This is a genomic window from Sphingomonas sp. UYAg733 (assembly GCF_054057355.1).
The window spans coordinates 52,981-72,933 of record NZ_JBSRZE010000006.1; the positions used below are offsets into that span (position 1 = coordinate 52,981).

Here is a 19,953-nt window from a genome sequence, read left to right on the forward strand (position 1 = left end):
TCCGATTCCGCGCCTTGCTGTGCGTAAGGGAGTGGAGGATGCCGCCTGTTCTCGGCCAGCGCGCCGCATCATGACGGTGTCAAAATTGCCTGGCCGTACAGATAATAAAGCGCAGTGTTGCCTTCATAGCCGGAATCGGTGCCGATGAAGATCCACAGCCGCCCGTTCGCGTCGGACACGGCGTTGAACCCGGCGGGCGCGGTGGTCAGTGTCTTGGTCTCATAAGTCGAAATGCCGCACGGTCCCGATAGCTTCGCCAGATTGCCGATAACGAGCGAATCCGCGCCCGGATTGCTCTGCGCACCGATGTCGAAGGCAGTGCGCACCGTCGTGCCGCCGATCACGCGGTTGGCCGGCGCCGTGGCGAGCAGCCCGGTCTTGATCGTCACCGCTTCGCCCGGTGCGCCGCCCGCGCCGGCACAGCCCGGCGGCGCATTGGTCGCGATCGTGACCAATAGCGCCAGGCGATAGCGCGTCGCGGGGCGCAATCCGTCGATCCGACGATGGATGTACATAAAGACATCGTCGGACGCGTTGCGGCTGAAATGACGCAGGCCGCGCAGCGTGTTGAGCGGCGCAGGCAGTTCCTCATAATTTGTGGTGAAACCGATCGATGCCTCCTGACCGAGCGTGTAATCGGCATAGGCCGAGGTCCAGGCCGGGTCGGCGGCGGCGAAGCTGAAGGCGATGGTCTGCTGGCCCGGGGTCGGTGTGGGCGTTGTGGTCGGGGTTGGCATTGGCGTTGGCGTCGGCGTGGGGCTCGGTCCCGAAACCAGCGTACCGCCCCCGCCACATGAGGCCAGCGCGAAGCATGCGGACAAGGCGACGGGGCGGATTCGGGCGAGCCTGACGCGGCTGGCGGGGTTGGCCATCACGAATTCCTTGGGCAATGAATGTCAAGGGAGACGGAACCGCGAAGGCGAACCCGCCAAGAGTCGGTCAGGTGGACATATGACGGGTCGAGGGCCAGCTACGACGCGTCATACGATACCGGTTTTGCGTGAGGAAAAGCGCCGTTGAATGAGTCGAACAATACCGCGTCGCAAGCGGCCGGCCCCGAGGTCGAGGATTTCATCCGGGCCAATCTGCCGCTCGTGCCGATACCTTCCATTCCCGAGATCCGCTTGTACAAGGCCGGGCCGGCCAGCGGCTTGTGGCGGCTTGCCGAAGCTGATGAACTGGGCTTCGACACACCCTATTGGGCGCATTATTGGGGCGGCGGGCTGGCGCTGGCGCGGCATGTCCTCGACCGGCCCGAGGCGGTCGCAGGCCGATCCGTGCTCGATCTTGGCACAGGCTCCGGCATCGTCGCGATCGCCGCCGCGAAAGCTGGCGCGCGCGCGGTCATCGCCGCCGATGTCGATCGTTATGCGGTCGTCGCGGCGCGATTGAATGCGGTGGCCAATTCGGTCGTGGTGAAGGTCGTGGCGGGCGACCTCACGCTGGAGCCGCCACCGGCGGTCGATCTCGTGCTGGTCGGCGACCTGTTTTATGACGCGGCGCTGGCACGGCGCGTGGCGGCGTTTCTCGACCGGTGTCTGGATGCGGGGATCGCCGTCTTGATCGGCGATCCGTGGCGCGATCACCTGCCGCGCGCTCGCCTGTGCCGAATCGCCGATTATGATGTGGCCGAAACCGGTGACGGCGGGAGCGGGCGAACCAAACCGGCCGCCGTGTTTTCCTGGCTGCCGGCGGCGGCATGAGCGGCGCGGAGAACGAGTTGCGGTCGCCGGCGGTTATCGCTTAGACTGCCGCCAAAGAGGAGACGACAGATGGCGTTCGAAGGAAGTTGCCATTGCGGCGCGGTGAATTTTTCGGTCGATGCCGATGCGCCGGAAACCGCGATGAGCTGCAATTGTTCGCATTGCCGGCGCAAGGGGATGTTGCTGGCCTTCTTCCCGGCGAGCAGCTTTACCCTGCAATCGGGCGAGGCCGATCTCGTGTCGTACACATTCAACATGCACAAGATCGATCATCAGTTCTGCGGCACCTGCGGCGCTCAAGCTTTCGCTTATGGGGTCGGCCCCGATGGCGTCGATACGCGCGCGATCAACCTGCGATGCGTACCGTCGATCGACCTCGACGCGCTGACCATCCAGAAGGTGGACGGCGCGAGCAAGTGATGGGCATTGATCCGCGATAATCGCGGTGTTCGAAGAAGATAGGATCGCGCGGAGCTGCCGAGGTCATGGCGGCGCAGCCATCATGCTTCCGCGCACGGCGCCGTTGCGGACGAGGGTCGCTGCAAGGCGCAGTAGCGCCGCAGACGTGCCATCTCCGCGGTTCCGCGCGAACCGATCTTTGTCGCTGACAAGCAGCCGTCAGGCATGAATGTCGATCTGCCTGGCATGATGTTCCTTCCTATTCGCATATAATCCAGCCGGTCGATTCAACCCTTTGTTCGTGCGGCCTATTGCGCCGGCATGTGCAGTTCAGATCCCGCCAAAAAAACCAAGATCTTCAACGGTATCATTGCCGGCATGGGCGTCCGTAACCGCGCCGGGCAATATTACCGGCCGGGCGCGAACGCCGCGCCGCCGTCTCCGAACGCCAATGCGCGGCGCGGATCGACCATGTCGCCCGCGCCCAACATGAGCCCACAGCTCGGGCTCGGGTCGGCCAACACCACCACCGTGCTGGGAGGCTGATCATGTGTTCACCCAAACCACCCAAGGTTCAGACGATTCCCGAGCGCCAGGCGCTGAAATTGCCCGATGGCGGCGCGACCGGATTGCGCGTCGATGACGAGATCAGGCGCAGACGTGCGCTGATGGCATCCGCCTATGGCGGTGCGCTCGGGCTGAGCAGCGCCGCGACCACCACGATCCTGGGCGGTTGAGCATGAGCCAGAACGCCGATCTGTCGATCAAGGAGCGGTGCAACCGCCGCTTGTCCGCGCTGAAAACCGCGCGCCAGCCCTATGAGGCGGAGTGGAAGGAGATCGCGCAATATGCGCAGCCTTCGCGTTCGTGTTTCCTCAACGACGAACAGAACCGAAATTTCCGGCGCGCCAATCGCGCGATCTACAATAGTCACGCGATCCTGAGTTTCCGCACGCTGACCGGGGGCATGACCAGCGGGCTTTCGTCACCGTCACGACCCTGGTTCCGGCTGGCCCCGTTCGATGCCGATCTTGCCGCCGATGGCGAGGTGAAGATCTGGCTCGCCGAGGTCGAGCGGCGCATGTATGCGTTCCTGTCCGGGACCAATTTCTACGGCGCGGTGAAATCCGGTTATGCCGAGATGGGCATGTTCGGCACCGAGGCGTGCGTGATGGTCGATCACTGGCGTGAAGGCGCTGTGTGCCATTCGCTGACCGCCGGCGAATACTGGATCGCGCTGTCCGACGCGAGCGTGCCCGACACGCTGTACCGCCGTGTGCCGATGACCGTGCATCAGCTGGTCCAGTCGTTCGGGCTGGACGGGGCGAGCGACTTCGTGCGCACCGCATACGGCAATGGCCGTTATGACGAAACGGTCAATGTGCTGCACGCGATCGAGCCCAATGAGGATCAGGCGCATGGCGCGAAGACCGCGCGCGGCAAGCCTTGGCGGTCGGTCTATTGGGACGAGAATGACGGCAATGCCCAGCGGGTTCTGCGTGTGCAGGGTTATGAGGAACAGCCCTTTTGGGCGCCGCGCTGGGACACGATCGGCGGCGATACCTATGGCACGTCGCCCGGTTTCGACGCGCTGCCCGACATGCGCGAACTGCAGCTGCAAACCAGGCGCAAGACGCAGGCGACCGAGTTTCTGATCAGGCCCGAGAAGATCGTTCCCGCCAGCGTCAAGCTGACCGGCCAGGCGGGTAATATCGTCTCGGCCTCGTCGGTCGATGCGGCGGGGGTGATCGTGCCGTATCAGATCAACCCGGCGGCGATCGGCGCGATCATGGAGGATGTGCAGCGCTGCGCCGATGCGGTCGGGCGGCTGACCTATGCCGATCTGTTCATGGCGATCACCAACATGGCCGGCATTCAGCCGCGCAACATCGAAGAGATTGCCAGCCGCAACGAGGAGAAACTGACTCAGCTCGGCCCGGTGATCGAAAGGGTCAACAACGAGAAGCTGGAGGTGGCGATCGATCGCACGTTCGGCATCATGAGCCGCAAGAAATTATTCCCGCCCGCGCCCGAGGCGTTGCAGGGGCAACCGATCAAGGTCGATTTCGTGTCGATCCTCGCGCAGATGCAGCGGATGGTCGGGATCGGCCAGATCGAACGGACGGTGTCGTTCATCGGGTCGCTGGCGGGGCAATTTCCCGAGGCCGGCGACCGGCTCGACGTCGATGCGGCGGTGGATGATTTCGCCGATCGTGCGGGTGCGCCGCCCAGGATCATTCGATCGGTCAAGGATGCGCAGGAGATGCGCGAGGGCCGGGCGCAGGAAGCGCAGGCGGCCAAGCTGGCCGCGATGGCCGGGCCGGCGAAGGATGGCGCCGATGCGGTCAAGTCGCTGGGCGAGATGGTCGGCGGCGGCGGGCTGGCCGGGTTGATGGGACAGTGAGGGGTTTCCACCAATCCTCCCCGGCACGGAGAGGGGGACCATTCGCTTCTTCAGCGAATGGTGGACGGGGTGCGCCGGTAACGTTCCGCTTGGGGAGGCCCCCCTCCACCACCCGCTTGAAGAAAGCGGGCGGTCCCCAGTTTCGGGTTGGATTGCCGGGGGCAATCCAACCCGAAACTCCGTGCCGGGGAGGAGTAAGGGTGATCGACCTTCCCGACAAACTCACACTGATGGAAAGCGCGGCGTTTCGCCGTTTCCTGTTCGACCTCATCCAACGTGCCGGCGTCTTCCACAGCAGCGCCACCGCCGCCGATGGCCGTACGCTTTACCTGGAAGGCCGGCGTGCACTCGCGCTCGAGATACTGCGTGATCTCGAAGAGGCGCAGGCCAGGCCTTCCCCCTCCGGCATGCCCGTTTTCACGTTGATTCAAACCCTGCGCGAAGAGGCGCATTCGGCCCCCACGGAGAAAAAACTTGGCAGACGAAACAGCACTTATTCAGACCTCGGACCAGAGCGGGGATCCGGCGATTGAGCTCGATCCGACCGCGCTTGGCGGAGAGGATTTCGGGAATGGCGATGATGCGGGCGACATTCCGCAAGGCACACCCGACAGCTATCAGCTGACTGCGCCCGAAGGTCTTACGCTAGACGCGCAGGCGGTCGAAGCGGCGACGCCGGTGTTCCGCGAGCTTGGCCTGTCGAACGACGCGGCGAACAAGCTGATGCCGGTCGCGGCGCAGTTCGCGCAAAGCATCACCGACAAGTTCAACCAGCAGATCGTCACCCAGGTGCAGACCGAGCGCAAGGCATGGCTCGACAGCGCGCGGGCCGATCCGGAGATCGGTGGTGCACATTGGAACCGGACAATCGCGACCGCAGCGTCGGCGCTCGATTCGCTCGGCCTGGCGCGCGGTTCGCCGTTCCGCGTGCTGCTCGACGAAAGCGGCCTCGGCAATCACCCTGAGATGATCCGGGCCTTTGCCAAGGTCGGCCAGGCAATCGGCGAAGACTCCGATTTCACGCGCGGATCCCGCGCACCCATCACCAGAAAGGGTGCGGCGGAAACGCTTTATCCCGACGACGCACCCAAAGGAGGGCAGTAAGACATGGCCACGATCGGCAATTCATTCCTCAACCTTATCGACCTGTACAAGGGCGCCGGCGGTACCGACGCGCAGACCGGCGAAGTGATCGAGGTGCTGCGGCAGCTCAATCCGCTGATGGAGGATGCGGTGACCGCGGAGTGCAATATGGGCACGACGCATCGCCACACCATCCGCACCGGCCTGCCCACCGTGACCTGGGGCATGCTTTATCAGGGCATTCCGCAGTCGAAGGCGACCACGCAACAGGTCGATGACACGACCGGCTTCGTCGAAGGGCTGTCGACGGTCGATACGCGGCTGCTGGACATTTCGCCCAACCCGGCGGCGGTACGCCTGTCCGAAGGTCGCGCCTATCTCGAGGCGATGGCGCAGGAGGTGCAGCGCGGTTTCTTCTATCACGATACCGTCACCACGCCGGAGAAATTCAAGGGCCTGGCGACGCGTTACAACAAGATCGGCGGCGGCGGTGCCGGCAACCAGATCGTCGATGCGGGAGGGACGGGATCGGACAATACGTCGATCTGGTTCGTCACGCATGGCGACAATTACACCACGCTGATCCACCCCAAGGGAACCAAGGCCGGCATCACGCGCGAGGAAAAGGGCGAGCAGCGTACGCAGGACGACAACAAGAACGTCTATTATGTGAAGGAGGAGCTGTTCCGCCAGCATATCGGCGTCGCGGTGCGCGATTGGCGTTTCAACGCGCGCATCGCCAATGTCGATTATTCCGACCTGCTCAGCGGCACGCCCGACCTGTATAAATATATGCGGCAGGCTTATTACAAGCTGCAGGGCCGGCGCGCGGCGAAGATGAGCGGAGATGTCGCCGCGCAGGGGCGCACGGTGATCTATATGAACCGCGACGTGATCTCCGCGCTCGATTCGATCGGTACCAACAGCGCCAATGGCGCGCTGATGCTGAAACCGATGGAGTTGCAGGGGCAGGAAGTGCTGTCGTATCGCGGCATCCCCATTCGCGAGACCGACGCGCTGATCAACGCGGAAGCTCGCGTGGTCTGATCTTCGCCAGCCAATGCCTCCCTTCCGTTCGGGCTGAGCCTGTCGACGCCCTGCTCTTCTTCTTTTTCCACGTTCGGAAAAGAAGAACGGCCCTTCGACAAGCTCGGGGCGAACGGGGTGGGTGCGCGCACGAACAAATTCAGGAGACAATGACATGATCATGGATGCAACCACTCTCTTTTCGAATGCCCAGGCCGTTACGGCGACCGCGGCTTCGGCCAATATCGTCGACCTCGGCGCGACCGGCACGATCTATGGCGCCGCCACGGCGATCGCCCGTGACATCGGCAAGGGCGCCAGCGTGCCGCTGAAAGTGTCGGTGGTGGAGAGTTTCAACAACCTCACCTCGCTCACCGTATCGATCGAGACCGACGACAATGCCGGTTTCGCCTCGTTGCGGACGGTATGGATCTCGCCCGCTTATCCGATCGCCGATCTGGCGACCGGCGCGCGGCTGCTGCTGCCGGATTCGATCCCGCTCAGCACCGACGAACGTTATGTGCGGCTGAAATACACAGTTGCCGGCACCGCGCCGACTTTGGGCAAGATCACCGCCGGCGTGACGATGGGCAACCAGACCAATGGCTGAGGCGCGCGCGGTGGTGAAACGGGCGTTGGTGAAGGCGCCAGCAAAACAGGCGCCGGAACAGGCGCCGGAACAGCCTGGGGCGTTCACCGCGCCGCATCCGGTTTATACCGGCGGAACTTATTACGAACCCGGCAAGGTCTTCGTGACGGACGCGCCACGGGGGATTGGGTGGACGGCGGCGAGCGGTATTCCGGCGGTGCCGGGATAGCGGCCGGCGCTCAGTCTTCGGCGGACAAAAAAACGGCGGCTCCTTTCGGGGCCGCCGTCTTTTTTTCAACCCGGAGGCCTGGTTCAGAACTTGAACGAGGCGCCGGCGCGGAACTGGCGACCGATCAGGCCGGCATAATGCCAGCTGGTCAGGAAGTTCGGCGCGCTGGCATAAGCGGCCGGTGCAATCGGCGCGCGGGCATCGAGCAGGTTTTTAACGTTGACGAAGAACGTGAAGTCGTCCGCCACCCGGAACGTCGCGTTGAGATCGACAGTGATGAAACTGTTGATATAGCAGAACTTTTCGTTGGTCTTGTACAGATTGGCGGCGCATCCGGTCGACAGCTTGCCCTGGTCGGTCGCCACTTCCTTGATGCGACCTACATAATAGGCCGTTGCCGATAGCGAGAAGTCGTTGATGTCCAGCGTGTTCTGCCAGTTGCCGCGTGTGCGGGGCGTGCCGTTACCCGATGACAGATCGAACGGGCCAAGCGTGCCGGCATAACGCTGCAGACCGTTGGAGCCGAGCAGGTCGTACTGGATAACATAGGTCGCTTCGACCCGGCTGGTGAACTTCACGCCGTCCGAAATCGGGATCGTCGCGGTGGCGGAGAAATCGATACCCGACACCTTCGAATAAGCGGCATTCACATAAGGCACGTTGATGATCAACACGCGCGGCAACGCGTCCGGGAACAGCGGATCGGCACCATCGACCGTATTGACCGAATAGCCCGGGCCGACCGCAGCGACCGCAGCCCTCGCTGCGGCGAGGTCCGCTGCACCGAAATAGGCATCGACCGCATTGCCGATCGACGGGCCGGCGACGATCAGGTCGGATTTCTTGACGTTATAATAATCGACCGTGAGGCTGAGCCATTTGACCGGCTGGAAGATCGCGCCTGCCGTGAAGCTGCGCGACTTTTCCGGCTTGAGATCTGGATTGCCGGCTACGCCACGACCTATCGCATAGGAGAGATTGTAGGGATTGCCGCCGTTGTTGCAGCCAGTAGGCGGTGCAGGCGGGGCCGGGGTGTAGGACCCGCCATGCCTCACCTGGAACGCGCAGGTCGGTGGCGTCGTCACGAAGCCGGCATATTGCGAACGCGGGCCGGATTCGGCGAAGGTCGGCGCGCGGAAACCCTTGGAGAACGTGCCGCGGAAGGCGAGCTGCGGGATCGGAGTGAACTTCACGCCGACCTTTGGCGAGAAGTGGCTGAAGCCTTCCGAATAGTGATCGTAACGACCCGAGATATTGACATCGAGCACGTCGAGAATGGGTGCATCGACCTCGAAATAACCAGCTGAAACGGTATGCTGGCCAAATGCCGAGGCGGTGGTCAGGCCGTAGGTGTCGAGCGCGGCGTTCTGGTTGTTGTTCTCGAGCTTTTCACGACGGATCTGACCGCCGATTGCAAGCTGCAGCGGACCGCCGGGCAGGTCGAACAGCTTCTTCGACACCGACGCATCGACCGAATACATTTCGGAGAATGACGGCGTCGTCTTGTTCGGCGCCAGCGCGTCGCGCACCGCCTGGCTGTTCGCCGATGGGTTGACGAAATTATACGACCCGGTGTTGATCGCGGTGCTGAGCGCCGCGATGTTGATCAGGCCGCGCTGAGTGATCGACAAATTGTCGCGCGCATAAACGCCCTCGACACGCCAATCATAATCGCCGCCGAAATTGCCGTTCAGGCCGCCGGTGAAACGATACACTTCGTTGGTGCGATCGCTGCCCGCCGGAATGTCGCCGAACAGATAGTAGATGCGTGCCGCGTTCGCCGCCGCGATGCTTGCCAACGGGAGGCCCGAATTAAGGGCATTAGGGGTCGCGTACGGATTGTTCGGGTTAAGCCGGCGATCGGTTGCGGTGAGGCAATTGACGCCCGCCGAGCAGACAAAGAACGGCAGCACAATACCCGGGTTGCCGGACGCGACCGCAGGTGCGGCACCGAATGGCTGGGTCTGGCGGATCGCCGAGGGCGTGCCGTTAATGCTGACATAGCTGCGGCTGTAGCTGCCTGTCAGATAACCTTCGATCGAATCGCTCAGCCGGACGCTGATGCGGCCATTGACCGAATATTTTTCCTGCAGCGGCTGAAGCTGGCGATAAATATCGACCAGATCGTAACGGCAACCAATGCCCTGCGTGGTAAGGGTGGACACGGTGAACGTGCTGCGGGCGCAATTGCCGAGGCCGAGCGCATCATAGCGAGTGGTGATCGGCGCGCCGGCCTGACCCGATAACGGGTTGTTGAGATCGCTCTGGTTGACGCGCGTGACATAGGCGGTCGGTACGTTAACGGTCAGCGACTGATCGCTGGCATTATTGTCGATACCGCCGATGCCGAGCAGATCTTGCGTGTTGTAGGGGAAGCCGCGATCGTGCGCGCTGACCCGACCGTCGCGCTGATATTCGCCGTTGATATAGACGTTGAAACCTTTGTCTTCATAATCGCCATAGCCGACCGTCAGATGCGCGCGCTGGTGGCCGGCATCGCCGCGTTCGGCGACGCCGCCCTCGACCAGACCTTCGACGCCGGTGATGTGCTTGCGAAGAATCAAATTGACCACGCCGCCGATCGCGTCAGCGCCATAGGTCGACGAAGCGCCGTCCTTCAGGACCTCGACCCGTTCGATCAGGCTGAACGGAATGCTGTTGAGATCGACATAGGCGTTATGGCCGTCGTCGTTGATCGGGAAGTTGGTCGAGCGCAGGCCGTCGACCAGCACGAGCGTCGAGGAAACGCCGAGACCGCGCAGCGAAACGGCGGAGCCGCCGGCGCTGAACCCGGTCTGGAAACCGGTACCGATCGAGCCCGCGCTGTCGGCGGAGATCGAGCGGATTGCGTCCGATGCCGTGGTGATGCCAGCCTTGGCCAGATTGTCTGCGGTCAGGATGGTGACGGGCGAAGGCGTTTCGGTGTCGGTGCGGCGGAACAGCGAGCCGGTGACGACGATGTCGGCGCTTTCTTCGGGTTCGGCGGCCTGCTGGTCGACTGCGGCGGGTGTCTGCGGTGCGGCAGAGGCATCCTGCGCGAACGCCGGCGACATCAGGCCGAAGACCAACGCAACCGGAGCGGCGCCAAGAGCGAATTTGTGACGATAGATGGTACGCATGGCGTATCCTCCCCAAGGATGATGTGGTCGATAAATGAATCGGCGGCGCGCTGTGGCGTCGCAATACGTCGCCAAATGTCCGGTCGTCACATTTTTGTAAATGGCCGCATTGGCCTTTTTCTCAGGTGTGTGACATTGGCGATACACTTCCATAAGCATGCTCATGATCAGCCTCGCCAATCATTGCCGGATGGTTGGAGGCGATCGGCGCGATCGGAGCGTTTCAACCGGCACGCCGCGCCGTAGCGATCAGCGCCATCGACGGTACCGCCAGCACCCCGCCGCAGGCGTCCACGCCCGCCAGCACCGATTCGAGCACTACCGTCCGCTGCCCCTGATCCAGCAGCGGCCAGATCGGGCTGAACCGGAACAGCCGCATCGGTTCCGCCAGCGCGGGTCGGTCGATCGGATAGTCGTTGTTCACTTCGTCGATCGTCACGTCGGTGAATCCGGCCGTCATCATTGCCGTGCGGAAGCGGCCGGGTTCGCGCCATTCGTTCATGCCGGCGACCGGCGTCGGGATTTCGACGTCCGGGTAGATCTCCGTGACGCGGTTCGCCAGCAGCAGGTTGGCGGCGGCGCCGGCAGTGTGTTTCCAGGTGCCGACCGAGCCGAGGCCGCCGGGGCGGACGACCCGCGCCATCTCCGCCAGGCCTTTGCGCCAGTCGGGGAAGAGCATGATGCCGAACATCGAAAAGGCCGCGTCGAAGCTCGCATCGGGCAAGTCGAGCGCCTGACCGTCCATCACCCGCCCCGCCAGATTGGGCAGGGCGTGGGCAAGCACGCTGTCGATCATGCCGGCCGAGAAGTCGGTCGCCAGCACCGGGTTGCCGGCGCGCGCCGCGATCAGCGCCAGAGCGCCGGCGCCGGCCGCGATGTCGAGCACCGTGGCGTCGCGGGGCAGGGCGGCGAGTTCCCAGGCGCGCTCGGCATAGATCGAGGTGAAGGCGTGCGCCATCTTCTGATAATCGGCATTGCCGTCCCAGAAGGACGCGTCGTTCAGGTTCGCACTCATAGTTGCTCCCGTCGCGGTCCGCGCACCGGTGCGGTCCGCCGGACGATCTCATATCATGTAACTTGTAATGTGTCGAGTCCTGCTGTGAAGCGTGCCGGGCACTTGCATTGCGTCGCCGAGTTCCCGACACAGGCGTGATGAGACAGGATAGCCGGCTCTCGCGCATGCTTCACGTGCTGCTCCATATGGCGCGGATGGAGGCACCGGCGACATCGGAGACGATCGCGCGGATGCTTGGCACCAATGCGGTGGTGGTGCGCCGGACGATGGCCGGCCTGCGCGACGCGGGTTATGTCCGGTCGGAGAAGGGGCATGGCGGGGGCTGGTCGATCGCGTGCGACCTGGCGTCGGTATCGCTGCTCGATATCCACCGCGCGGTCGGCGGGCCGCGCCTGTTCGCGATCGGCAATGAGGACGACAATCCCGACTGCGCGGTCGCGCGCGTGGTCAACGACGCGCTCGACGATGCACTGGCGCAGGCCGAGTTGCTGTTGGTCGAGCGGCTCGGCGCGGTCAGCCTGGCGGAGCTGGCGACCGCGTTCGACGCGCGGTGCCAGGCGGCGCTGGCGGGGGAGTAAGGTGCGGCGCCCGGCGCTATGCGCCGCGGCCCTTTCCGCCCGGCATGTCAGCACCGCGATGGACCAGTTTCCAGGCGCCATCGAGATATTCGCTACCAGAGCCCTGACCAAACCCCACCAAATCCTCCAAACGTAGGACGCGCAAATCTGAAGGCGCGGTCATGATATCGATCCATCGATCGAAATCACGCTGAGGATCTTGCCATGCCGAATGCAATCGCCGCGATAACGCTTGGCATCGCGATGCTGGCGCCGCAACTCGCCGTGCCGATCATGAAGAAGCCGACTCAGGCGGCGAGTCCGACCCGGCCTGCGCGAACGACGGCCACCACGGTCCGGGTCCGCGTGCCCGCTGTCGTGCCGCGATCGAGGCCGACGCCCTCCCGGCCGCTCGGCACGGTGCCATTGGTCGATGGTTTCAAGCCGAAACCGCCGGTCAAGGTCCTGACGCCAGCCGAGCGGACGCCGATGATCACGCCGGAACAGGCGCGGCATCGCCGCGTGCTCGAGGCATGCAATCGAAGCAATGGGCAATGGTATGTCAAGGTCAGGGGCATCGACCTCAGTGCCGGCGGGACCGACGTCGATGAGATCTATGGGCGCATCTGGGTGTCATCGACCGCGACCGATTCCAGTCAGTTCAGCAGTTCGGCGAAGCGCACCGGCTGGAACAAGCAGACGCTCTGGGGAAGCGAAGAGAGCGTCAATCTCGGCAAATATCCGGAGACCGCGCTGGCGACCGTCACCATCCCGGGGGACGGGCGCTGGGCCGGTCGCGATATCCAGACGCGGGTCCATTTCGAACTGCGCGATGAAGATGGCGGCCGCGGCGGGTCGGACGACGAATTCTTCTATTTCCAGGGAAATGAGATTTCGATGGGCTATGCGAACTACCGGATTTTTCCGGTCCATATCCCGACCTGTGAAGAAGGGCCGGAATTCGAACGGACAACCCAGGTCAAGCTTACCGCCCGGGCATCGGGATCGGCGAGCGGGAATTTCGTCTCCCTGCTGGTCAATGTCCGGACGTTCCGCCGGTACGACTGAGTGGCCTGGCTCGTGTCAGGCAGCGCTGGCCGGTTCCAGGTCGCGCAGGTCGGCGTTGCGGGTCTCCCGGCCGAACCACGCCACCAGGACGATCGCCAGCGCGGTGGGCAGGGTGATCAACGCCGCGACGACGCCCATCGACGGCACCAGCGCGGCGATGCTCAGCGTCTGGGCGAGCAGGCCGCCGGCCTTGGTGCAGGCCGCGACCCAGCCGGTCGCGCGGCCACGCACGCCGAGCGGGAAGCTTTCCGCCACGTAAGGCAGGAGCACCGCGAGCAGGCCGTTTGAGCCAATGATCAGTAGTGCGACGGGGAGCACCGGGCTGCCCTGGCCGATCGTTTCCAGCCACAGCACGCCGAACAGCCCAAGCAAGGTCACGCCGAGCATGGTGACGAGCGACCATTTGGTACTCCACCGGCTGTACAGCAACGCGGCAACGAACACGGTGGGGAAGGCGATCAGCGCCGATTCCGCGAGCAGCCGGCTGGACAGCTCGACCGAATAACCCTTGGCGACGAGATCCGCCGGGAGCCACAGCAGCAGCCCGAAATTGACGAAACCCCAGGCGAGCGCGGCGACGCTCAGCGCGGCAGTCTTGCCGATGAGTCTTGCGCCGCTCAGATGCGCCACCGGCGTGCCCGACACGGGCTTGACCGTGTGCGCGATGACCGCGCCGAAGCGGCGCATCACCGCCTCCGCCTCATGCACCCGGCCGCGGGCGAGCAGGAACTTGGCCGATTCCGGGATGAACGCGCCGAGCAGCACGAGGAGCAGCCCGGTCGGCAAATTGGCGAGCCACAGGATGCGCCAGCCGAACACCGGTTGCAGCAGCGCGGAAATCCCGCTCGCCGCGAAATAGCCGCCGACCGCGCCAAGCCCGCCGACAAGCACCAGGCTCCAGCCGCGATGGCGATTGGGCATCATCTCGGCGAGCAGCGCATAGGTCACCGGCAGCATGCCGCCGGCGGCCGCGCCCATCATGAAACACATGCCGATATTCCAGGCGAGGCTGGGCATCGCGCCGCAGATCGAGGTGCCGACGAACATCACCGCCGACAACAGGATCGACGCCTTGCGACCATAGATATCGGCGATCACGCCCCACAGCACGGAACCGACCACCGTGCCCATCAGCGCGAAGAACGGGACCAGCGAAACGGTCGCCTTGGGCACGCCATATTCGTTGATCATGCCGGGAACGGTGAAGCCGAGCGAGGCGGGTTTCATCACGTCGATGACCAGCGCGACGACCAGCACGGACATCAGTTTCCAGTGCGCCGGGCCGAGCTCGGCATCCTCCGGCGCCGAGATGGTGATCGACGCCGCTGCGGCGCGCTGCGCCGCGACATTGCGCGGCAACAGGCCGTAAGCGGCAACGCCCACACCGGCGATGATCAGGCCCATGCCGAAGATCATGTCGCCGCCCATCGCCATGCCCGACATATGATAGTGCATCTCGCGCGCCATCATGAACATCGGCAGATGGAGCAGCACGCCGCCCGTTACCATCAAACAGCCGAGCGCGAACGCCCACACCGCGCGCCGATCGGACATGGTCGCGCTGATCCCGGTCATATGTCTGTCGATCCCCCACCCTTTGTCGAGGGGTTTAGCATCAACGGCCGATATTGCGATGGTCGGAAAGAGTCCCGCTATCGAGCGGCTGATCGGGGGGTCGGTGGCTCAGGCAGAGCGATGGGATCCATCACCGGATCGGTATCGATGCCGGACTCGGACACAATTATTTCCCCCGTGAGAGACGAGCTATTAACGCATTCAATCGACCACGCACTGTAAGAAACAGATCTTCCGGCTCTGGGATATCTCCACGTGCCGCGACATCCCCCGGCGCGATCACGTTGAGATCTAAAAACATCGAGCCCAGATCGTCTGGACTGCCAGCCAATTGTAGCCACGGCTCGGTGTAGGCGCGTGGAGACTCGATTAATGCACCCATCTCCCCAGAAAATAAGGTCAAATACACCGTTCCAAGAGGCAGTTTTTTATATCCAATACCCCCTTTACCTGGGAAGCCGCTGGTAAAATCCCGAGGACCGTTCCGATGCTTTACAGCCACCGCACACCCCGCATTTTGCTCCAAATAATTGAATATCAAACGATCTGTTCGGGCGATGACCCGGTCGACCCTCAAGGGTGGGATTTCCTCGAGTTGAAACATGCGATCGGTGACTATGACTTCGACTATTTTACTCTCTCCCGACAGATAGACCGCAGCGTATTCCTTGATGTTTTCCATTTCCTCGGGAGTCATGGCTAACACTTTGCTTGAAGCCGTGTCGCGTGGATCGTAATTACTCTTTTCCATCATCGCTCTCTTCCCGCTTCCCGCGCCGCTTGGTCAATCGGGCTCAAAAGGTAGCTCAAGATGCTGCGACGCCCGGTACGAACGTCCACAGAGACCTGCATGCCAACCGCGGTTTTGGTCAAAACGGCGGGAGGCCCCGCCCTTGTCCGGGTCTAGCACAAATGGCCGATGTTGCGATGGCCGGATGATGACCGGAAACGCGCCTTCAGTCCTCCGAAAGCTTCGCCCCGTCGAGCGAGCGGGCGAGCACCTCCTGCTCGCGTGCGGCGGCGACCTTGTCCGCCTTGGTTCGGCCGAACACGGCGCGGTTGCGGTCGGCATGGGCCGCCGCATCCGCGCGCGCTTTCGCGTTGCGTGCCGTTCGGAGGTTGATGATCTCGGCCATGGTCGATCCGCTTGTCTGAAGCGGTAATCTATCCGTCGTGGCCGAGCTGCACCATCTCTTGCGTCGAGTTTATTTCAGCAGCGACAGGACGCCTTGCTGGCTCTGGTTCGCCTGGGCGAGCATCGCGGTCGAGGCCTGGCTCAGGATCTGCGCCTTGGCGAGCGCGGTCGTTTCGGCCGAGAAATCGGCGTCCTCGATGCGGCTGCGCGCGTCGGTCAGGTTGGTGACGTTCGAGGTCAGGTTGTTGACCACCGACTGCAGGCGATTCTGCGCCGCGCCGAGCCCGGCACGCTTGGTGTCGATCGTCTTGAGCGCATCGGACAAGGTGGTCAGGGCGGCGGACGGATCGCTGAACAGCGTCGCGGCGGTCGCGGCGCTGAGGTCGATGTCCGACATGTCCATCGTCACCGTTTCGCCGGACTCGGAGCCGGCCTGAATGACGATCGTGCCGGATCCGCCGCCGGCGGTGCCGTCGAACATCTTGATGCCGTTGAATTCACTCTTGGTCAGGATTTCGCCGATCTGCGTCTGCAGCTCGGTCACTTCGACGCCGATATTGGTCTTGTCGTCGGCCGAATAGGTGCCGCTCGACGCCTGAACGGCGAGTTCGCGGATGCGCTGCAGCATGTTGGTGATTTCGCCGAGCGCCCCTTCCGTGGTCTGCGCCATCGAGATGCCGTCATTGGCGTTGCGCACCGCCTGGCTCATGCCGCGGATCTGCGAGGTCATCGATGAAGCGATGGCCAGGCCAGCGGCGTCGTCCTTGGCCGAATTGATGCGCTTGCCGGTCGACAGGCGTTCGATGCTGGTTTGCAGCGACAGGTTCGCCGCAGTGGTCGAATTCGAGGCGCGCAGTGCGCCGATATTGGTTCCAATGACAGTCATCTCTAGTCCCCGGAGCCGCCATCGCTACCCCTTGGCGCGGGATCGGGCTCAGGGCCGGATTAAATCGATATGGTTAACAATTAACTATCTTCCCGACCGATCGCGTCGGAAATTTCCTCCCATGCTCAGCATCTTCGCTGAAAGGGGGCACGATATCCGATGCCTGCCGGATATCGTGCCCGAACATTTGTCAGTCTGCCGGCTGCAGCTTGTCTTGCGTCCGGGTCAGGAAATCGCCCGCATCGTGGCGTTCGTGGAGCTGGCTCGCCGGGTCGCCCATGACGCGGTTGACCATGCGGCCGCGCTGCACAGCGGGGCGGGCGGCGATCGCCGCAGTCCAGCGCTGGACGTTCTTGTAATCCTGCACCTGCAGGAATTCCCCCGCATCATAGGCCAGGCCGAGCGCGAGCGAGCCGTACCACGGCCAGACTGCGATATCGGCGATGCTGTAATCCTTGCCGCCGAGATAGTCGCTTTCGCCCAGGCGGCGGTCGAGCACGTCGAGTTCGCGCTTCACCTCCATCGCGAAGCGGTCGATGGCATATTCGATCTTGAACGGCGCATAGGCGTAGAAATGGCCGAAGCCGCCACCGAGATAGGGTGCGCTGCCCATTTGCCAGAACAGCCAGGACAGGACTTCCGCGCGGGCGGCGGGTTCGGTCGGCAGGAATGCGCCGAACTTCTCCGCGAGATAGAGCAGGATCGATCCGGATTCGAACACGCGGATCGGCTCCGGGCCGCTACGATCCATCAAGGCCGGGATCTTCGAATTGGGGTTTACCGCGACAAAGCCGCTGCCGAACTGATCGCCCTCGTTGATGCGGATCAGCCAGGCGTCATATTCCGCGCCGCCATGGCCGAGTTCGAGCAGCTCCTCGAGCATCACCGTCACTTTTACGCCATTCGGCGTGGCGAGCGAATAGAGTTGCAGCGGGTGTTTGCCGACTGGCAATTCCTTGTCGTGCGTCGCGCCGGCGATCGGCCGGTTGATATTGGCGAATTGCCCGCCATTCTCCTTGTTCCAGGTCCAGACGGTCGGCGGGGTATAGTCGGGAGTGTCGGTCATCGAAGGGGGCTCCGGTCGCGTTGGGGGCGAGAAGACCCCATCCGAGACGAGGATGTAGGAAGCCGGGTGCTGGTCGGCCATGATGGCGCGATCTTTTTGCGATGGATGCAAAGGCCGGATGAGGTTCGACTGACCCGCTATCGTCGTCCCGGCGAAGGCGGCAATGTGAATCCACAGTATCAGCGCCCCATGACCTTTTCGCCCGGTTGAGCGTATAGCGCAACGATGGTCGCGCGCCGCGTCCGTAACTTCCGCCGCGCTATTCCCCCGGGGCGAAAAAACCGTCATCCTGACATTGACGACGGGGAATCGGGGAAAGCGCGAATGTTGCGGCCAATCATCGCGGGTATGGCGCTGTTGTTCTTTCCCGGCGCCGTCGCGCAGGACGTGCCGTCTGCGCGGCCGAACCCACCCGCACCGGAGGCTGGATCGGCCCCGGTGACTGGATCGGCCCCGGTGTCTGGATCGGCCCCGGTGTCTGGATTGGCCCCGGTGTCTGGATTGGCCCCGGTGTCTGGATCGGCAATGTGCGGTGGTGACGGTGTCGTGCCGAAGATCCCGACTTTGTTGCCCGGTTATGGCGGCGGCGGGTTCGCGGTGCGCACCACGGTTCCCGAGGCACAGGCGTTCTTCGACAATGGCATGCAGCTTGGCCATGCCTTTGCACACAAGGCGTCGATCGCGGCGTTCGCGGAATCGGTGCGGCGCGACCCGAATTGCGCGATGTGCCGATGGGGTGAGGCATGGGCATCGGGCCCGACGATCAACTATCCGATCGATGCGGCGACGGTGGTCAAGCTCGAGGCCAAGGTGCTGACTGCGGAGCGGCTCGCGGCGAACGGTCCGGCACGCGAGCGCGAGCTGCTTGCCGCGCTCCGGCTGCGATATGTCGGGGGCGGCGGGAAGGGGCCGGGCGATCTCGCGTTCGCGCGTGCGATGGACGTGCTGGCTGAGCGTTATCCCGATGACGACGAGATCGCGACGCTGACCGCCGATGCGTGGATGATCCTGACCGCGCACAGCGACAAGATGCGTTACATGCCGCGATCGGTCGCGTTGCTCGAACGCGTGCTGAAACGGCGGCCGGATTATACCCCGGCGATTCATTTCTATATCCATGCGACCGAGATCAGCGGCTTTCCCCGGCGTGCCGAACCCTATGCCGACCGGCTCGGCGCGCTGGCGCCGGCGGCGAGCCATTTGATCCATATGCCGTCGCATACCTATTATTGGGTCGGGCGCTATCAGGATGCGGCCGACGCCAATATGCGCGCGGTGGAGGTCGGCATGGCCAATGCCAAACGGCTCGGCATGGCGATGCCCGACGGCGTGTGGCAATTGCCCTATCATCCGCACAATGTGCAGTTCGGCGTCGGCAGCGCGCTGATCTCGGGTGACGCGAAGATCGCGCTGGCGCTGAGCGATCCGCTGGTCCGCATCGCCGCTGGCCGCAGCGAGGGGTCGGCCCATGCACAGATCGTCGCCGGTACCGGTTATTTCGCCCAGGCGCGCTTCGCCGATCCGAAAATCGTGCTCGCACTGCCCGAACCGAAACTGCCCTATATGAAGGCCTATTGGCATTATGCGCGTGGCGAGGCTTATGCGCGGCTCGGCGATGTGAAGGCAATCCTGGCGGAGGCGGCGGCGATCAAGCCGCTCGCCGCGCCCGGCAACGACGGGTCCGCCATGGCGGCATCGCGCATGGCGGTCATCGGCAAAGCCGTGCTGATCGGGCGCGCGGCGATGCTCGATCATCAGCCAAAGGCGGCGCTGAAGGCATTCGGCGCGGCGAGCAAATTGCAGGATTCGAAGATCATGACCGGGTTCGCAGATCCGCCGGCCTGGTGGTATCCGGTGCGGCGCGACATGGCCGCCGCGTTGCTCGCGATGGGCAAGCCGGGCGAGGCGATCCGTATGGCCGACGCCGCGCTGGCCGGCCGGCCAAGGGATCCGGTCACCCTATCGGTGCGCGCCGAGGCCGAAGCGGCGATCGGTTCGACCAGGAGCGCGAGTATCGACCGCAAGGCGGCGCTGGCGGGATGGCGCGGCGATCGGGCGATGCTCGGCGGATTTGGTGCGACGCGATAGCGCGGGTGGAC

Annotated in this window: 22 protein-coding genes; 13 read left to right on the top strand and 9 right to left on the bottom strand. The window is 63.7% G+C overall.

From position 1 onward, the window contains the following. Positions 1-68: 68 nt before the first annotated feature. Positions 69-872 carry a hypothetical protein gene (locus ACVWZA_RS12140; protein ID WP_457311473.1) on the bottom strand — a complete coding sequence of 268 codons (804 nt, stop codon included), beginning with the start codon at positions 870-872 and terminating at the stop codon, positions 69-71. A gap of 144 nt (positions 873-1,016) precedes the next feature. On the opposite strand from ACVWZA_RS12140, the gene ACVWZA_RS12145 reads away from it, so the two are divergent. From ACVWZA_RS12145 to ACVWZA_RS12190, 10 genes are all read left to right on the top strand, one after another. Continuing rightward, positions 1,017-1,703 (top strand): class I SAM-dependent methyltransferase, encoded by a 687-nt coding sequence (locus ACVWZA_RS12145; protein WP_457311474.1) that lies wholly within the window; start codon positions 1,017-1,019, stop codon positions 1,701-1,703. A gap of 69 nt (positions 1,704-1,772) precedes the next feature. Then, the gene (locus ACVWZA_RS12150; protein WP_457311475.1) at positions 1,773-2,123 is read left to right on the top strand and encodes a GFA family protein; all 351 of its coding nucleotides are present in this window, start codon (positions 1,773-1,775) and stop codon (positions 2,121-2,123) included. A 300-nt stretch (positions 2,124-2,423) separates the two neighbouring features. Then, on the top strand, positions 2,424-2,648 hold the full coding sequence (locus ACVWZA_RS12155; protein ID WP_457311476.1) for a hypothetical protein: 225 nt from the start codon (positions 2,424-2,426) through the stop codon (positions 2,646-2,648). Positions 2,649-2,650: 2 nt separating this feature from the next. Next, positions 2,651-2,839: a hypothetical protein gene (locus ACVWZA_RS12160; RefSeq protein ID WP_457311477.1), complete on the top strand. Its 189-nt coding sequence runs from the start codon at positions 2,651-2,653 to the stop codon at positions 2,837-2,839. Between the two features lie 2 nt (positions 2,840-2,841). Then, positions 2,842-4,506, top strand: coding sequence for a portal protein (locus tag ACVWZA_RS12165; protein WP_457311478.1), 1,665 nt, complete (start codon positions 2,842-2,844; stop codon positions 4,504-4,506). 200 nt (positions 4,507-4,706) lie between these two features. Next, positions 4,707-5,039, top strand: coding sequence for a Bbp19 family protein (locus ACVWZA_RS12170; RefSeq protein ID WP_457311479.1), 333 nt, complete (start codon positions 4,707-4,709; stop codon positions 5,037-5,039). Further along, a complete protein-coding gene (locus ACVWZA_RS12175) occupies positions 4,981-5,610 on the top strand; it encodes a hypothetical protein (RefSeq protein ID WP_457311480.1) in 630 nt (209 codons plus the stop codon). The genes ACVWZA_RS12170 and ACVWZA_RS12175 overlap by 59 nt, the downstream gene beginning before the upstream one ends. Positions 5,611-5,613: 3 nt before the next feature. Beyond that, a complete protein-coding gene (locus ACVWZA_RS12180) occupies positions 5,614-6,636 on the top strand; it encodes a major capsid protein (RefSeq protein ID WP_457311481.1) in 1,023 nt (340 codons plus the stop codon). 154 nt (positions 6,637-6,790) lie between these two features. Then, positions 6,791-7,225 carry a Bbp16 family capsid cement protein gene (locus tag ACVWZA_RS12185; protein ID WP_457311482.1) on the top strand — a complete coding sequence of 145 codons (435 nt, stop codon included), beginning with the start codon at positions 6,791-6,793 and terminating at the stop codon, positions 7,223-7,225. Further along, a complete protein-coding gene (locus tag ACVWZA_RS12190) occupies positions 7,218-7,433 on the top strand; it encodes a hypothetical protein (protein ID WP_457311483.1) in 216 nt (71 codons plus the stop codon). Before ACVWZA_RS12185 ends, ACVWZA_RS12190 begins: the two co-directional genes overlap by 8 nt. 83 nt (positions 7,434-7,516) lie before the next feature. Here the strand turns inward: ACVWZA_RS12190 and ACVWZA_RS12195 are convergent, their stop codons facing one another. Both ACVWZA_RS12195 and ACVWZA_RS12200 read right to left on the bottom strand, forming a co-directional pair. Next, the gene (locus tag ACVWZA_RS12195) at positions 7,517-10,552 is read right to left on the bottom strand and encodes a TonB-dependent receptor plug domain-containing protein (protein WP_457311484.1); all 3,036 of its coding nucleotides are present in this window, start codon (positions 10,550-10,552) and stop codon (positions 7,517-7,519) included. 223 nt (positions 10,553-10,775) lie between these two features. Then, positions 10,776-11,567: a class I SAM-dependent methyltransferase gene (locus ACVWZA_RS12200; RefSeq protein WP_457311485.1), complete on the bottom strand. Its 792-nt coding sequence runs from the start codon at positions 11,565-11,567 to the stop codon at positions 10,776-10,778. Between the two features lie 137 nt (positions 11,568-11,704). On the opposite strand from ACVWZA_RS12200, the gene ACVWZA_RS12205 reads away from it, so the two are divergent. Beyond that, positions 11,705-12,145: an Rrf2 family transcriptional regulator gene (locus ACVWZA_RS12205; protein WP_457311486.1), complete on the top strand. Its 441-nt coding sequence runs from the start codon at positions 11,705-11,707 to the stop codon at positions 12,143-12,145. Positions 12,146-12,161: 16 nt separating this feature from the next. Here ACVWZA_RS12205 and ACVWZA_RS12210 read toward each other — a convergent pair whose 3' ends face one another. Further along, positions 12,162-12,308, bottom strand: coding sequence for a hypothetical protein (locus tag ACVWZA_RS12210; RefSeq protein ID WP_457311487.1), 147 nt, complete (start codon positions 12,306-12,308; stop codon positions 12,162-12,164). Between the two features lie 41 nt (positions 12,309-12,349). On the opposite strand from ACVWZA_RS12210, the gene ACVWZA_RS12215 reads away from it, so the two are divergent. Beyond that, positions 12,350-13,192, top strand: coding sequence for a hypothetical protein (locus tag ACVWZA_RS12215; RefSeq protein WP_457311488.1), 843 nt, complete (start codon positions 12,350-12,352; stop codon positions 13,190-13,192). A 15-nt stretch (positions 13,193-13,207) separates the two neighbouring features. Here ACVWZA_RS12215 and ACVWZA_RS12220 read toward each other — a convergent pair whose 3' ends face one another. The 5 genes from ACVWZA_RS12220 to yghU form a co-directional block, all read right to left on the bottom strand. Then, a complete protein-coding gene (locus ACVWZA_RS12220; protein ID WP_457311489.1) occupies positions 13,208-14,767 on the bottom strand; it encodes an MFS transporter in 1,560 nt (519 codons plus the stop codon). A 166-nt stretch (positions 14,768-14,933) separates the two neighbouring features. Further along, on the bottom strand, positions 14,934-15,521 hold the full coding sequence (locus ACVWZA_RS12225) for a hypothetical protein (RefSeq protein WP_457311490.1): 588 nt from the start codon (positions 15,519-15,521) through the stop codon (positions 14,934-14,936). A 202-nt stretch (positions 15,522-15,723) separates the two neighbouring features. Then, the gene (locus ACVWZA_RS12230; RefSeq protein ID WP_457311491.1) at positions 15,724-15,903 is read right to left on the bottom strand and encodes a DUF4169 family protein; all 180 of its coding nucleotides are present in this window, start codon (positions 15,901-15,903) and stop codon (positions 15,724-15,726) included. A 69-nt stretch (positions 15,904-15,972) separates the two neighbouring features. Further along, positions 15,973-16,788: a flagellin N-terminal helical domain-containing protein gene (locus ACVWZA_RS12235; protein ID WP_457311492.1), complete on the bottom strand. Its 816-nt coding sequence runs from the start codon at positions 16,786-16,788 to the stop codon at positions 15,973-15,975. A 190-nt stretch (positions 16,789-16,978) separates the two neighbouring features. Beyond that, on the bottom strand, positions 16,979-17,854 hold the full coding sequence (gene yghU / locus ACVWZA_RS12240) for a glutathione-dependent disulfide-bond oxidoreductase (protein WP_457311493.1): 876 nt from the start codon (positions 17,852-17,854) through the stop codon (positions 16,979-16,981). Positions 17,855-18,178: 324 nt separating this feature from the next. On the opposite strand from yghU, the gene ACVWZA_RS12245 reads away from it, so the two are divergent. Continuing rightward, positions 18,179-19,942 (top strand): tetratricopeptide repeat protein, encoded by a 1,764-nt coding sequence (locus ACVWZA_RS12245; protein WP_457311494.1) that lies wholly within the window; start codon positions 18,179-18,181, stop codon positions 19,940-19,942. Positions 19,943-19,953 lie beyond the last annotated feature (11 nt).

What these genes read in the sequence shown, in the direction of transcription:
- ACVWZA_RS12140 (WP_457311473.1), bottom strand. Translation starts at nt 872, where the DNA reads ATGGCCAACCCCGCCAGCCGCGTCAGGCTCGCCCGAATCCGCCCCGTC.
- ACVWZA_RS12220 (WP_457311489.1), bottom strand. Translation starts at nt 14,767, where the DNA reads ATGACCGGGATCAGCGCGACCATGTCCGATCGGCGCGCGGTGTGGGCG.
- ACVWZA_RS12155 (WP_457311476.1), top strand. Translation starts at nt 2,424, where the DNA reads ATGTGCAGTTCAGATCCCGCCAAAAAAACCAAGATCTTCAACGGTATC.
- ACVWZA_RS12225 (WP_457311490.1), bottom strand. Translation starts at nt 15,521, where the DNA reads ATGATGGAAAAGAGTAATTACGATCCACGCGACACGGCTTCAAGCAAA.
- yghU (WP_457311493.1), bottom strand. Translation starts at nt 17,854, where the DNA reads ATGACCGACACTCCCGACTATACCCCGCCGACCGTCTGGACCTGGAAC.
- ACVWZA_RS12235 (WP_457311492.1), bottom strand. Translation starts at nt 16,788, where the DNA reads ATGACTGTCATTGGAACCAATATCGGCGCACTGCGCGCCTCGAATTCG.
- ACVWZA_RS12180 (WP_457311481.1), top strand. Translation starts at nt 5,614, where the DNA reads ATGGCCACGATCGGCAATTCATTCCTCAACCTTATCGACCTGTACAAG.
- ACVWZA_RS12190 (WP_457311483.1), top strand. Translation starts at nt 7,218, where the DNA reads ATGGCTGAGGCGCGCGCGGTGGTGAAACGGGCGTTGGTGAAGGCGCCA.
- ACVWZA_RS12185 (WP_457311482.1), top strand. Translation starts at nt 6,791, where the DNA reads ATGATCATGGATGCAACCACTCTCTTTTCGAATGCCCAGGCCGTTACG.
- ACVWZA_RS12245 (WP_457311494.1), top strand. Translation starts at nt 18,179, where the DNA reads ATGTTGCGGCCAATCATCGCGGGTATGGCGCTGTTGTTCTTTCCCGGC.
- ACVWZA_RS12200 (WP_457311485.1), bottom strand. Translation starts at nt 11,567, where the DNA reads ATGAGTGCGAACCTGAACGACGCGTCCTTCTGGGACGGCAATGCCGAT.
- ACVWZA_RS12160 (WP_457311477.1), top strand. Translation starts at nt 2,651, where the DNA reads ATGTGTTCACCCAAACCACCCAAGGTTCAGACGATTCCCGAGCGCCAG.
- ACVWZA_RS12205 (WP_457311486.1), top strand. Translation starts at nt 11,705, where the DNA reads ATGAGACAGGATAGCCGGCTCTCGCGCATGCTTCACGTGCTGCTCCAT.
- ACVWZA_RS12215 (WP_457311488.1), top strand. Translation starts at nt 12,350, where the DNA reads ATGCCGAATGCAATCGCCGCGATAACGCTTGGCATCGCGATGCTGGCG.
- ACVWZA_RS12195 (WP_457311484.1), bottom strand. Translation starts at nt 10,552, where the DNA reads ATGCGTACCATCTATCGTCACAAATTCGCTCTTGGCGCCGCTCCGGTT.
- ACVWZA_RS12150 (WP_457311475.1), top strand. Translation starts at nt 1,773, where the DNA reads ATGGCGTTCGAAGGAAGTTGCCATTGCGGCGCGGTGAATTTTTCGGTC.
- ACVWZA_RS12230 (WP_457311491.1), bottom strand. Translation starts at nt 15,903, where the DNA reads ATGGCCGAGATCATCAACCTCCGAACGGCACGCAACGCGAAAGCGCGC.
- ACVWZA_RS12165 (WP_457311478.1), top strand. Translation starts at nt 2,842, where the DNA reads ATGAGCCAGAACGCCGATCTGTCGATCAAGGAGCGGTGCAACCGCCGC.
- ACVWZA_RS12210 (WP_457311487.1), bottom strand. Translation starts at nt 12,308, where the DNA reads ATGACCGCGCCTTCAGATTTGCGCGTCCTACGTTTGGAGGATTTGGTG.